12 protein-coding genes and 1 tRNA gene are annotated in these 11821 nt (G+C 72.1%); 4 read left to right on the plus strand and 9 right to left on the minus strand.

The window, feature by feature from the left end; translation table 11 throughout:
• The first annotated feature begins 119 nt into the window (after nucleotides 1-119).
• On the plus strand, nucleotides 120-431 hold the full coding sequence (locus tag EFA46_RS00695) for a hypothetical protein (protein ID WP_123075718.1): 312 nt from the start codon (nucleotides 120-122) through the stop codon (nucleotides 429-431).
• Between the two features lie 41 nt (nucleotides 432-472).
• The gene (locus tag EFA46_RS00700) at nucleotides 473-1516 is read left to right on the plus strand and encodes a site-specific DNA-methyltransferase (RefSeq protein ID WP_123075716.1); all 1044 of its coding nucleotides are present in this window, start codon (nucleotides 473-475) and stop codon (nucleotides 1514-1516) included.
• A 31-nt stretch (nucleotides 1517-1547) separates the two neighbouring features.
• Here EFA46_RS00700 and EFA46_RS00705 read toward each other — a convergent pair whose 3' ends face one another.
• The 3 genes from EFA46_RS00705 to EFA46_RS00715 all read right to left on the minus strand — a co-directional run bounded on the left by EFA46_RS00705 (nucleotide 1548) and on the right by EFA46_RS00715 (nucleotide 3869).
• Complete coding sequence (locus EFA46_RS00705) at nucleotides 1548-3404, minus strand: SLC13 family permease (protein WP_176969821.1); 1857 nt, start codon at nucleotides 3402-3404, stop codon at nucleotides 1548-1550.
• A 111-nt stretch (nucleotides 3405-3515) separates the two neighbouring features.
• A tRNA-Val gene (locus tag EFA46_RS00710) sits at nucleotides 3516-3590 on the minus strand.
• 39 nt (nucleotides 3591-3629) lie between these two features.
• On the minus strand, nucleotides 3630-3869 hold the full coding sequence (locus EFA46_RS00715) for a hypothetical protein (RefSeq protein ID WP_123075714.1): 240 nt from the start codon (nucleotides 3867-3869) through the stop codon (nucleotides 3630-3632).
• Between the two features lie 124 nt (nucleotides 3870-3993).
• On the opposite strand from EFA46_RS00715, the gene EFA46_RS00720 reads away from it, so the two are divergent.
• Nucleotides 3994-5706, plus strand: a complete 1713-nt coding sequence (locus tag EFA46_RS00720; RefSeq protein WP_123077342.1) for an adenine deaminase C-terminal domain-containing protein — start codon at nucleotides 3994-3996, stop codon at nucleotides 5704-5706.
• Here the strand turns inward: EFA46_RS00720 and EFA46_RS00725 are convergent.
• Both EFA46_RS00725 and EFA46_RS00730 read right to left on the minus strand, forming a co-directional pair.
• Nucleotides 5700-6233 carry a cob(I)yrinic acid a,c-diamide adenosyltransferase gene (locus tag EFA46_RS00725; protein ID WP_123075712.1) on the minus strand — a complete coding sequence of 178 codons (534 nt, stop codon included), beginning with the start codon at nucleotides 6231-6233 and terminating at the stop codon, nucleotides 5700-5702. The genes EFA46_RS00720 and EFA46_RS00725 overlap by 7 nt on opposite strands.
• Complete coding sequence (locus tag EFA46_RS00730) at nucleotides 6230-6478, minus strand: glutathione S-transferase N-terminal domain-containing protein (RefSeq protein WP_123075710.1); 249 nt, start codon at nucleotides 6476-6478, stop codon at nucleotides 6230-6232. Before EFA46_RS00730 ends, EFA46_RS00725 begins: the two co-directional genes overlap by 4 nt.
• 94 nt (nucleotides 6479-6572) lie before the next feature.
• Between EFA46_RS00730 and EFA46_RS00735 the strand changes: the two genes are divergently transcribed.
• Entirely contained in the window at nucleotides 6573-6740 is a 168-nt protein-coding gene (locus EFA46_RS00735) for a hypothetical protein (protein WP_176969822.1), read from the plus strand.
• 14 nt (nucleotides 6741-6754) lie between these two features.
• Here EFA46_RS00735 and EFA46_RS00740 read toward each other — a convergent pair whose 3' ends face one another.
• The 4 genes from EFA46_RS00740 to gcvPA all read right to left on the minus strand — a co-directional run bounded on the left by EFA46_RS00740 (nucleotide 6755) and on the right by gcvPA (nucleotide 11772).
• Nucleotides 6755-7138, minus strand: a complete 384-nt coding sequence (locus EFA46_RS00740; protein WP_123075708.1) for a DoxX family protein — start codon at nucleotides 7136-7138, stop codon at nucleotides 6755-6757.
• Nucleotides 7139-7331: 193 nt separating this feature from the next.
• Nucleotides 7332-8999 carry a hypothetical protein gene (locus EFA46_RS00745; protein ID WP_123075706.1) on the minus strand — a complete coding sequence of 556 codons (1668 nt, stop codon included), beginning with the start codon at nucleotides 8997-8999 and terminating at the stop codon, nucleotides 7332-7334.
• Nucleotides 9000-9067: 68 nt separating this feature from the next.
• The gene (gcvPB, locus tag EFA46_RS00750; protein ID WP_123075704.1) at nucleotides 9068-10501 is read right to left on the minus strand and encodes an aminomethyl-transferring glycine dehydrogenase subunit GcvPB; all 1434 of its coding nucleotides are present in this window, start codon (nucleotides 10499-10501) and stop codon (nucleotides 9068-9070) included.
• Nucleotides 10501-11772 (minus strand): aminomethyl-transferring glycine dehydrogenase subunit GcvPA, encoded by a 1272-nt coding sequence (gene gcvPA / locus EFA46_RS00755; protein ID WP_370529273.1) that lies wholly within the window; start codon nucleotides 11770-11772, stop codon nucleotides 10501-10503. Before gcvPA ends, gcvPB begins: the two co-directional genes overlap by 1 nt.
• Nucleotides 11773-11821: the final 49 nt, after the last annotated feature.

Here is an 11821-nt window from a genome sequence, read left to right on the forward strand (position 1 = left end):
GCCCAGCGGCCGCGCTCGTGTTCGTGCACGCCGTCGGCACCCGTACACCGCGCCGAACCGCCGGCGGTCGGCACGGCGCGTCCGGGACGTTGAAGGTGTTCGCTTCCCCAGTTTCGACTATGCCGGATCCGTCCGCGAATCGCCGTCTGCCCGGGTTCTTCTACCGGTTCGCACACCCCGCGCTCGCCGTCGTCAGCACCGTCGGCGCCGTCCTCTGGCTCGCCGGCTTCGTCCTCGCCGGCGCGGGCGTCGGCCTCCGCGCGAGCGACCCCACGTTCGCGTATCGGCTGTTCGCGTGGAGCGGCGTCGTCAGCTTCGTCGGCGTCGCCCTCATCGTCGCCGTCGTCGCCTACCTCGTCGGCCTGTGGCTCCTTCGGGACGTCCTCGGCGTGCTCGACCGGGAGAAACCCGAACCAGGCGCACGCCGATAGCTCCCGAACGATTAACCCTGCGGCCGCGCGACTCCCCGAGCATGGAGACAACCCACCGCGTCGTCACCGGCGACGCGCGGGACCTCGCCGCCCTCGACGACGACAGCGTCGAGCTCGTCGTCACCTCACCCCCCTATCCGATGGTGGAGATGTGGGACGACCTCTTCGCCGACGCCGCCCCCGCCGTCCGCGACGCCCTCGACGACGGCGACGGCGAGCGAGCCTACGAGGCCATGCACGGCGTCCTCGACGCGGTCTGGGACGAAGTCGCGCGCGTGCTCGTCCCCGGCGGCATCGCCTGCGTCGACGTCGGCGACGCCACCCGCACGCTCGACGACGCCTTCCGCGTCTACCGCAATCACGCGCGCGTCGCGGACGCCCTCTGCGAGCGCGGCCTCGACCCGCTCCCCGAGGTGCTCTGGCGCAAACCCACGAACAGCGCGGCGAAGTTCATGGGCTCCGGGACGCTCCCGCCGAACGCCTACGTCACGCTCGAGCACGAGCACGTCCTCGTCTTCCGCAACGGCGCCGAACGCCGCTCGTTCCCGCCGAACGACCCCGACCGATACGCTTCGGCCTACTTCTGGGAGGAACGCAACCGCTGGTTCAGCGACGTCTGGACGGACGTCCGAGGCGAGCGACAGGGCCTCCCGGTCGCTCGCGGCGCGCGCGAGCGCTCCGCCGCCTATCCCTTCGAGATACCGCATCGCCTCGTCAACATGTTCAGCGTGCGCGGCGACACCGTCCTCGACCCCTTCTGGGGCACGGGGACGACGACGCTCGCCGCGCTCGCCGGCGGGCGCTCCTCCGTCGGCTACGAGCTCGACGCGAGCCTCGCCGAGGCGTTCGCCGACCGCGTCACCGACGTCGAGGCGTTCACCGAGCGCGTCGCCCGCGAGCGCCTCGCGCGCCACCGCGAATTCGTCGCGGAGAGCGATGGGGAGTTCGGCTACGACGCCACGCACTACGACGTCCCCGTGAAGACGAAGCGCGAACGCGACATCCGCCTCTACCGCGTCACCGACGTCGAGCGCGAGGACTGGGGGTATCGCGCCCGGCACGCGCCTATCGAAGCCGAGCGGTAGGCGCGCGTCGGCCACCCACGCGGCCCGTGCCTCAGACCCCGAAGAGCGCGCCGATGCCGAGCGTGACGACGACGCAGAGGAGGAGCTGGAGGGGCGCGCCCACGCGGACGTAGTCCATGAACGTGTAGCCGCCCGGCCCGTACACCATCAGGTTCGTCTGGTAGCCGATGGGGGTCGCGAACGCCGCCGACGCCGCGAACAGCACCGCGAGCAGGAAGGAGAACGGCACGGCGTCGATCCGCGTCGCGGTGTCGACCGCGATCGGGCTCATCAGGACGGCGCTCGCGACCGGCGTGACGACGCTCGCGAACGCGCCCGTGAGGAGGAAGAAGAGCGCGAGCACGCCGAGCACCGGGAGGACGTCCGCCGACCCGACGAGCAGGCTCGAGAGGAACGCCGCGCCGCCCGTGCGCTCCATCGCCACGCCGAGCGGCAGGACGCCCGCGAGCAGGAAGACGACGTTCCAACTCACCGCGTCGTAGGCGTCCGACGGCGAGAGACAGTCCGTGGCGACCATCGCGACGACGCCGCCGAGCGCCGCGATGACGATGGGGACGAGGCCGAGCGCCGCGAGCGCGACGACGCCGCCCATGATGCCGAGCGCGAGCGGCGTCTTCGGGCTGAGTGGCGCCACCGCCGCCTCGTCCGCCTCGGGTTCGATGACGTCCAACATCCCCTCCGGGAGGTGCGCGAGCGCGACGCCCTCCCGGTCCTCCAGTTGCTCGACGTCCGCGAGCGTCGTGTAGAGGAGGAGCGAGTCGCCCGCGCGGAACTCGACGCCGTCGACGTCGTCGAGGAGGCTATCCCCCCGCTGGACGGCGAGCACCGTCGAATCGTACTGCTCGTCGAGGCGGGCACTCGCCGCCGTCTCACCCGCGAGTCGCGACCCAGGGAGCACCACCACCTCCGCGAGCGTACTCGACGCCGTCGTCAAGTCCGCCGTTGAGACGTCCTCGTCGCGACGCCGCCGCAACCCGTAGCGGTCCAGCAGGCGCTCCGTCGTCGACTCGCTCGCGCGCACCGTCACCACGTCGCCCGCCGCGAGCGTCTGATCAGACGCCGGCGCGTGAAACGCCTCGCCGTCACGCTCCACGAGGAGGACGTCCACGTCGAGCGCGTCGCGCGCCGCGAACTCCTCGCGCACCTCCTCGATACGCCGCCCCACCACCCACGACTCTTCCGGGACGTCGATCCGGACGAGATGGCGCTCCACGTCGAACGCCGCCGTCAGCGCCGCCTCCACCGGTACGCGCGCCGGCGTCAACCGACGCCCCACCGTCAGGAGGTAGGCCGCGCCGACGAGGAAGACCACGACTCCGAGCGGCGTGAACTCGAACATCCCAATCGCGCCCCGACCCGGCAGTTCGCGCGCGAAATCGCTCACGAGGAGGTTCGTCGACGTCCCGATGAGCGTCAGCGTCCCGCCGAGCATCGCCGCGTAGGAGAGCGGAAGGAGGAGCTTCGACGGCGAGACGCCCGCCCGCTCGGCGAGCCCCGTCACCATCGGCACGAACACCGCCACCACCGGCGTGTTGTTCACGACCCCCGCCGAGAGCCCCGTCGTCCCCACCGTCGCCGCCAGCAGCCGGCGCTCGTCCCCACCCGTCACGCGCGCCAGATAGACGCCGAGGCGCTCCACCACACCGGTCTCCTGGACGCCCGCGCTCAAAATGTACATCGCCAGAATCGTCACCGTCGCCGAACTCGCGAACCCCGAAATCGCCTCCGACGACGACACCCCCGTGTAGGGCTCCAGCACCGCCAGCGCCACCAACACGCCGATGGCCGTGAAGTCCGAGGGAATCGCCTCCGTCACGAACAACACCAGCGCGGCCACGATCAGCGCGAAGACGACGAGCATCCCCACGGAGACCGACTCGAGAACCATCACTCAGGGGAAGTCACCCCGCCGCGAAAAAGATGTGGAAGCCGACTGACGACCGTGAGCCGTCAGCCCACTCGAGACCGGCGGCTCCGTCACGAACGACAGGAAAACGGATGGGTCGGGGCGGATTCGAACCGCCGGCCTGCTCCGTGTGAAGGAGCCGTCATAACCAGACTAGACCACCGACCCGCTACCACCGGATAGCGGGAGCGGCGACTTAAGGCTGTCTTATTCGGCGCGGCGGACGAGGACGCTTCGGGCGTCGGTGACGTAGCTCTCGACGTCGCCCCGGGCGCGCTCGGCGTAGTGCTGGACGCGTTCGCTTCGGGTGGGCTCGCGCTCGTGGTCGCGGCCGAGGAGGTGGCGAACGCGCGTCTCGTAGGGCGTCGCTTCGGTGCGGACGCCGGCGACGACGTGGTAGGCGGTGCGGCCGAGGTGATAGCGGGCGTCGTCGAGGTGTCGGTTCATGTCCTTTCGTAGGCGACAGAAGTATATGGCTCTGTCGCCGCCACGCGTCTCCCGCAAGCGGTTTGTCGGTGTCGGGTGTGGCCTCGACTATGGCGACGGAGACGCGAACGGCGGTGGGTGGGGCGTGAATCGACGCGAGGCGGTGGCGCTCGGCGAGGCGCCGGCGGACCTCGTGGTGCGCGGCGGGCAGGTGTTTCGCCCGGAAACTCGGACGTTCGACGACGTGGCCGTCGCGATAGTCGACGGGACGGTGGCGGCGCTCCCCGAGGACGCCGCGTCGGTGACCGGCCCGGAGACGACCGTCGTGGAGGCGACGGACCGCGTCGTCGTCCCGGGGTTCGTGGACGCGCACACCCACCTCGACCTCCACCAGTCCTTCGACGCCGCCTACCACTACGCGCTGCGTGGCGGGACGACGACGTTCGTCACCGAGGCGTCGGGGGTCGGCACGGCGTTCGGTGCACGTGGCGTCGAGGCGCTCCTCGACGCGCTCGCCGACCTCCCCGTGACGGTTCGCGTCGCGGTCCCGCCGCAGTCGCTCTTCGACACGTTCGGGCCCGCCGAGGAGGCGCGCGGTGACGCGCTCGAAGCCCTCCTCGACGACCCGCGCGTGGTCGGCGTCGGGGAGAGCGCGTGGGTCCACGTCGTCGGCCGGGAGCCGCCCGCCGGGCGGCTCTACGAGCGCGCACGCGAGTTAGGAAAGACCGTGAGCGGGCACGGCGCGGGCTGTTCGGGCGCGACGCTGCAGGCGTTCGCCGGCACCGTGACCGACGACCACGAGGCCATCACGTCCGAGGGTGTCGAAGCGCGCGTCGAGCACGGCGTGCACGCTATCGGGCGCTGTGGCTCGATTCGCGACGACCTCGACGCGTTCGCCGAGGCCTACGAGACGCTCGGCGCGAGCGAACTCTCGCTCTGTACGGACGGGGTGTGGCCGCGCGACCTCCTCGACGGCTGCATGGACGCCGTCGTCGAACGCGCCATCGACGCCGGGATCGCGCCGGTGGACGCCCTCCGGATGGCGACGCTGAACCCCGCGCGCCACTTCGGCCTCGACGGGAAGGGGACGCTCGCGCCCGGGAGCGACGCGGACGTCGTGATCCTCGAGGACCTCGAAACGGTGGACGTCGCGTCCGTCGTCGCCGACGGCGACGTCGTCGTCCACAATCACGACCTACGCGTCGGGCCGCGCGCACACGACTATCCCGACGAGTTCTACGACGCGGTGCGGACGCCGAGCGCGGAGGCGTGGCGCGTGCCGGCCGACGCCATCGACGGGAACCGAGTCGAAGCCATCGCGTACGACGAGGGGCTCGTCTCCGCGCCGACGACGGTCGAACCGACGCGGGAGAGCGGCGAGTTGCGCGCCGACCCCGCGAACGATATCGCGAAAGTAGGTTTATTCGACCGGCGCGACGGCGAATCGGGGTTCGTCGGCTTCTGCACCGGGTTCGGAATCGAGAGCGGCGCGCTCGCGACGACGGCGACGTGGGAGACGCCGGGCGTGCTCGGCCTCGGCGTCGACGACGCGGACCTCCGGCAGGCCGTCGCACACGTCGGTGAGAGAGGTGGCGGGTGGGCGGTCGTCCGCGACGGCGAGGTGCTCGTCGACCTCCCATACTCGGTCGGCGGCGTCGCGAGCGCGCGCGATGTCGAGGAGACGGCGCAGTTGCTGTCCGCCGTCGAGGAGGCGACGCGGCGACTCGGTATCGACGTGGCGCGCCCGCTCCTCGGCGTACAGACGCTCACCTTCACGGGCGTCCCGGCGCGCAAGCTCACGTTCGGGGGGTACGCCGAGGTCCGCGAGCGAGCGGTCGTCGGGCTCGCGCCTCAGTAGGAGGGGGCGTCCTCGGTGACGCCCTCGCGGGCGTTCACGAGGCGCGCGAGCGTGAACAGCGCGTCCGAGAGGCGGTTCAGGTAGACGACGACCGTCTCGTTGATCGTCTCCGACTCGGCGAGGGCGACGGCGCGACGCTCGGCGCGACGCGCGACCGAGCGGGCGTGGTGGAGGCGCGCGCCCGCCTCGCTCCCCCCGGGGAGGACGAAGTTCGTGAGCGGGTCGAGCTCGTTGTCGGCGTCGTCGATCCAGCCCTCGACCGTCTCGACGTGCGACTCGCGCACGCGCGGGTCGTCCGCGTCCGGCTCCGGGTTCGCGAGGTCGGCCTGCACGACGTGCAGGTGGTTCTGCGCGCTCGCGAGCGCCGAATCGACGTCGTCGTAGCCCGTCGGCGCGACGACGCCGAGCAGCGAGTTCACCTCGTCGACGGTGCCGTAGGCCTCGATGCGGGCGTTCGTCTTCGAGACCCGGTCCGCGCCCCGGAGGTCGGTGCGGCCCTCGTCGCCGCGACCCGTGTAGATCGTCACGACTCGGCCGCGAGCGTCTTCTCGACGTAGTCGAGGATGTTCGCGGACTCCGACATCGTGACGCCGCGCTCCTCGTCGACGATGACGGGCACGGTTCGCGAGCCGCTGACGCGCTTCACCTCGTTGCGCTCGGAGTGGAGCGCCGCCGTCCACTCCGTCTCGTAGTCGACGCCGTGCTCCTGCAGGGCGTCGTGGACCTTCTCGCAGTACGGACAGCCCTCGAGCGCGTAGAGCGTGATACCCATGGAGGGGTGATGGGGCGCCGCGCCCATAGGTGTTCCCCGAGGGGAGAGCGCGCGTCCCGACACGTTAAACACCCTTCCCGTTCGACACCCGCGTATGGCCACCGAACTCGAACGCACCTGTCCCGACTGCGACGACGAGCAGACCTTCTACCGCGCGGCGGCGACGAACCTCCATCTCGGACTGAAGACGAAGTGGTACTGCCCGGACTGTGGCTACGGCTTCGTCCGCGTGAACGGCGACATCGACAGCTCGACGGCGTAAGGAGTCTCGGCCGGTTAGTCGCGACTCGCGCGACGGAAGAAGGAGACGGCGGCGCCGAGCACCGCGAGGTTCTGGAGGAAGGACATGAGTTCGTCTTCGACGCCGTCCTCGGCGTTCCAGAAGTCGTGCATCAGCGGCGTGACGCCGACGAAGAACGTGGCGATACTTCCCGCGGAGAGCTTCGGGCGCGTCCAGGAGGCGATGCCGAGGCTCCCGCCGAGCAGGAGGGCGCTCGCGGCGGGAACGAGTTTCGTCGGGGCGGGGACGCCCTTCGCGTCCGCGTAGGCGATTCGCCCGTCGAGGTTCTTGAGATTCAGTGCGGCGAGGACGGTGAGTCCGCCCGCGAAAAGCAGCCGTCCGAGTCGGGACGGCGCACCGGTCGCGTCTGTGTCTGCCATCTTTCGGTGTAAACGGCGTGGGAAACAAGAGGGCGCCCTTCTCGGCGGCAGCCACCGCTTCCGACAATCCGTACACCGCATTCGGCGATACGAAATCCGTCGCTTCGGGGTACCAGCGTCGCATCGCCGGCGCGATGGCTGGTCGGGTAGCGACGCGGCTATCGGCGAGAGGCGGGTGAGTCGGGGCGGCCCGTCAGTATCGGCCGTCGAGCGGGTCGTCCCACGGGTCGCGCTCGACGACGCCGGGGTCGGCGCTCCCGACGGCGGTCGGGTCGCTCTCCGTGAGGTGGTCGTGGAGGTCGGGGATGTCGTCGAGGGACGGCCCGCGCGTCTCCGTCGGCGGGCGCGGGTTCGGCCCGACGCGTCCGCTCGCGCGCGCCGCGCGCTCGGCCCGGTCGTCGGCGTCCTCGGTTCGGGCGTCGTCGAGTTTCGCGTCGACGCGCTCGCGCGAGCGCTCGAAGCCGACGGCCGCGTACTGCTCGCGCGCGGCCTCGAGGTGCGTCTCGACGGCTCCCTCGGTGTCCTCGCGCGCGAGGAGCGCGAGGCGTTCGTGGCGCTGGCCGTCGAGGTGGTGGCGTATCTCCGAGCGGCGGTCCTCCGGCGGGTCGAGTGCCGCGATCTCCTCGCGGCCCTCCTCGAGGATTCGGACGGCGGCCTCGTGGTCGCCGCGCGCCGAGGCGGCGTTCGACGCGACGACGGTGCGACTGTAGAGCGGGTCCCACGGCGTGAGCGCGTCGTAGTCGTACTCGTCGGCGACCTCGCGGGCGCGCTCGAACGCCGCGATAGCGAGGGCGTGATTCGTCGCGCTCCGGTGGCGGTGACCGACTGCGCGGGCGCGCTCGTAGCGCGCGTGCGCGACGAGCCACTCGACGCCGTCCTCGCGGGCGGCGGCGAGCGCGCCGTCATAGCAGAGCTCGTCCACGCGGGCGTCCGTGCGACTCACCTCGCCCGTCCAGTAGCACGCGTTCGCGAGGACGTACGCGAACTCGGCGCGCGAGCGGCGACTCGCGGGCCCGCAGAGCGCGCGCCACGCCGCACCGCGCTCGTGATAGGGCGCCTCGGACGCGCGGTCCTTCAGGCGGGCGTACTCGTCGTCGGCGCGGCCGGCGCTCGCGACGTCGCGGGCGGCGTCGATGCCGTCCGCGCGGGCGACGGCGGCGAGCCAGTACGCCTCGAAGCGGCCGTCGTCGCGGTGCGCGAGGCGCACGAGGTCGTAGCCCAGGTCCCGCACGGGGGCGAGGCCGTGGACGGCGACGAGGTCGCCGAGCGCGTCAAGCGCGTCGACGTCGCCGACCTCGGCCACGTCGTCGAGGCCGTCCGCGAGGCGCTCGAATTCCTCGGCGGTGTGGACGGCGAGGCCGTTCGGAGCGCGGGCGGCGGCGCGAGTCAGCGCGTAGCGCCGGGCGTGCAGGTCGTCCGAGGCGTCGCCGTCGGCGCTCGCGAGCGCGTCGACGAGCGCGACGACGCCCTCGACGTCGAGCGCGGGTGCGCAGGCGTGCACGGCGGCGACGGCGGAGCCGCGTGCGGTCGCGAGCGTGCGCGCCGCCGCCTCGTCCCCACGGAGCGCGTCAGTGAGCGCCGTGCCGAGTGACGGGTCGAGGAGAGGGAGGTGGTCGGTGCCGGTGTCGGTGGCGACGCGGACGCGCGCGACGCCGACGCCGTCGGGGACGCGGACGGTGACGCGCTCGCCGTCGCGTTCGATTGCCACGTCGTCCGGCGACGCGAGCGCGAGCGACCCGGGGAGGCGGACGTCGTAGCGTCGGTGGGCGTCCGGGCCGTCCTCGTGGTCGCCGGCGACGCGCGAGACGGTGCACTCGCGGCCGTCGGGGAGCGCGTGCGTCCAGCGGAATCGGTGCGCCATTACCACCTCGAAGGCGACCGAGGCGTTTCAGCGTGCGGATTCGACGCCAGCCTGCCGAGGGCGCGCGGCTACGCGTCCGAGTCGTCGTCGAGCGCGTGCCACGAGAGCCGGGGGTCGCGCGCGGCGCTCGTCTGGTCGATGCGTCGCGCCGCCGTCCGCTCGGGGGCGTCCGCGAGCGCGGCGTCGTCGTCGTCGGCGGCGCGCTCGAACGCCGCCGCGAGCTGGTCGAGTCCGCGCAGGCCCTCGGCTTCGGTAGGTTCGGTCATCAGCGCCTCCTCGACCGTCTCCGGCCACTTGGTGGTGGGCGGATGCACCGCGTAGTCGAGCATCCGCTTCGCGACGTCGGCGGCGTCCTGCTCGCCCGCCGACGCCACGAACTCGTGGTGGAACGGCCCGTAGGGGACGTCGTAGGGGACCTGCTCGGCGAGGTAGTTCGCGTTCAACACCGCCTTCCCGGAGGCGTCGCGGAGCCCCGCGTCGCCGAGGCGGAGGAGGTAGGCGTAGGCCTTCACGAGCACCAGCCAGTTCCCCAACTGCCCGTGGACCTTCCCGATGGAGTTCGCGGGCGCGACGCGCTCGTAGTCGCCGTCCTCACCCTCTCGGACCTGCGGGCTCGGGAGGAAGTCGGCGAGCTCCGCGGTGACGCCGACCGGGCCTGCGCCGGGGCCGCCGCCGCCGTGCGGCGTCGCGAACGTCTTGTGGACGTTGAAGTGCATCACGTCGAAGCCCATGTCGCCCGGTCGCGCGCGCCCGAGGAGCGCGTTCAGGTTCGCGCCGTCGTAGTAGAGCAACCCCCCCGAGTCGTGGACGACGTCCGCGACCGCCTCGATGTCGCGCTCGAAGAGCCCGAGCGTGTTCGGGTTCGTGAGCATCAGCGCCGCCGTCTCCTCGCCGACCGCCGCCTCGAGGGCGTCGAGGTCGACGCGGCCGTCCTCCCCGGAGGGGAGCGAGACGACGTCGTAGCCCGCCATCGCCGCCGTCGCGAAGTTCGTGCCGTGCGCGCTGTCCGGGACGACGACCTCGTGGCGCTGGCCCTCGCCGTTGGCCTCGTGGTAGGCCTTCGCAATCGCGATGCCGGCGAACTCGCCGGCGGCGCCCGCCGGCGGTTGGAGCGTCACCGCGTCCATCCCGCCGATCCGAGCGAGGTAGTCCTGCAGGGAGTGGAGGAGCGCGAGCGTCCCCTGCACGCTCTCGTCCGAGCGGTCCGGGTGGACGGCCGCGTCCGGGTGTGCGGCGACGTCCTCGGTGAAGCGCGGGTTGTACTTCATCGTGCAGGAGCCGAGCGGGTACGGGCCGGTGTCGACGCCGTAGTTCATCTGCGAGAGCCGAACGTAGTGCTCGGCGATTTCGGGCTCGGAGGGCGACGGCAGCGTCACCGAATCGCGCGTCAGTTCGTCGGGGAGGGGCGCGTCCTCGATTTCGACGGTCGTCTCGCCTTTCTCGGAGAGGAGCGGTTCGTAGGCGTCCGCGCCCGCGTAGCGGGCCTGGTCGTACTCGTCCATCAGGCGGCCCCCTCGAAGGCGGCGACGAATTCCTCGACGTGCGCGTCGTTCGCGTCCGTGACGCAGACCTGTACCTCGTGCTCGCCGACGACGTGGACCGCGAACCCCTCGGCTTCGAGGGCGTCCGCGACGGCGCCCGCGGGCTGGTCGGTGTGCGCGACGAACTCGCGGAAGTGGTGGCGGTCGTGGACGGGCGCGCGGACGCCCGTGATGGCGTCGAGTCGCGCGGCGAGGTCGCGCGGGAGCTCGACCATCCGCTCGGCGAGGTCCACCAGTCCATCGGGGCCGAGCCACGCCGCGTGGATCGCCGCGCGGAGCGCGAGCCACGCCTGATTCGTGCAGATGTTGCTCGTCGCGCGCTCGCGGCGGATGTGCTGTTCGCGCGTCTGCAGAGTGAGCGTGTACGCGCGCTTGCCCGCCGCGTCCGTGCTCGCGCCGACGAGTCGCCCGGGCACCTGTCGGACGTAGGCCTCGCGGCACGCGAAGAGCCCGAGCCCCATCCCGTACGCGGTGCCGAGGCCGAGCACGCTCGCGTCCCCGACGACGACGTCCGCGCCGACGTCGGCGGGCCGCTGGAGGAGGGAGAGCGCGACCGGGTCGGAGCCGAGACAGAAGAGCGCGTCGTGCTCGTGGGCGACGTCGGCGATTTCCGCGAGCGACGCCTCGATAGTCCCGCGCGTCGTCGGCGACTCCGCGTACACCAACACGGTGTCGTCGTCCACGAGCTCGCGGAGCGCGGGGACGTCGAGCGTCCCGTCGGCCATCGGCGCCGTCTCGACGGCGAGGTCGGCGCCCGCGACGTAGTTGCGGAGGACGCTCTCGCGTTCCGCCCGGAGGCCGTCCGGGACGACGACGGTGTCGCCCGTCGTCTCGCGGACGCGCGCGGCGAGTAGCGCCGCCTCGCCGAGCGCCGTCGCCGCGTCGTACATCGAGCAGTTCGCGACGCCGAGGCCGGTGAGCTCGACGAGGAGCGACTGGTACTCGAAGAGCGCCTGCAGGAAGCCCTGCGTGACCTCGGGCTGGTACTGCGTGTATGAGGTGAGGAACTCCGAGCGCCCGGAGAGGTCGTCGACGACCGAGGGGACGTAGTGGGCGTAGTGGCCGCGTCCGAGGAACTCGGTCAGGTCGTCGTTGCGCGCGAGCGTCCCCTCCACCTCGCGGCGCGCCTCGCGCTCGGTGTGCGCGTCGATGCCGAACGCGCCGTCGAACCAGACCGATTCGGGGATGTCGAAGAGGTCGTCGATGGAGTCCGCGCCGACGGCGTCGAGCATCGTCGCGACGTCCGCGTCGGTGTGGGGCGCGTACGGCGTCCCGCTCACG

Origin of the sequence: Halarchaeum sp. CBA1220, from assembly GCF_003721175.2 — an archaeon.
Classification (GTDB): Archaea; Halobacteriota; Halobacteria; order Halobacteriales; family Halobacteriaceae; genus Halarchaeum; species Halarchaeum grantii.

Coding starts and splice junctions, on each gene's coding strand:
- EFA46_RS00695 (WP_123075718.1), top strand. CDS start 120: ATGCCGGATCCGTCCGCGAATCGCCGTCTGCCCGGGTTCTTCTACCGG.
- EFA46_RS00700 (WP_123075716.1), top strand. CDS start 473: ATGGAGACAACCCACCGCGTCGTCACCGGCGACGCGCGGGACCTCGCC.
- EFA46_RS00705 (WP_176969821.1), bottom strand. CDS start 3,404: ATGGTTCTCGAGTCGGTCTCCGTGGGGATGCTCGTCGTCTTCGCGCTG.
- EFA46_RS00715 (WP_123075714.1), bottom strand. CDS start 3,869: ATGAACCGACACCTCGACGACGCCCGCTATCACCTCGGCCGCACCGCC.
- EFA46_RS00730 (WP_123075710.1), bottom strand. CDS start 6,478: ATGGGTATCACGCTCTACGCGCTCGAGGGCTGTCCGTACTGCGAGAAG.
- EFA46_RS00735 (WP_176969822.1), top strand. CDS start 6,573: ATGGCCACCGAACTCGAACGCACCTGTCCCGACTGCGACGACGAGCAG.
- EFA46_RS00740 (WP_123075708.1), bottom strand. CDS start 7,138: ATGGCAGACACAGACGCGACCGGTGCGCCGTCCCGACTCGGACGGCTG.
- EFA46_RS00745 (WP_123075706.1), bottom strand. CDS start 8,999: ATGGCGCACCGATTCCGCTGGACGCACGCGCTCCCCGACGGCCGCGAG.
- gcvPB (WP_123075704.1), bottom strand. CDS start 10,501: ATGGACGAGTACGACCAGGCCCGCTACGCGGGCGCGGACGCCTACGAA.
- gcvPA (WP_370529273.1), bottom strand. CDS start 11,772: ATGCTCGACGCCGTCGGCGCGGACTCCATCGACGACCTCTTCGACATC.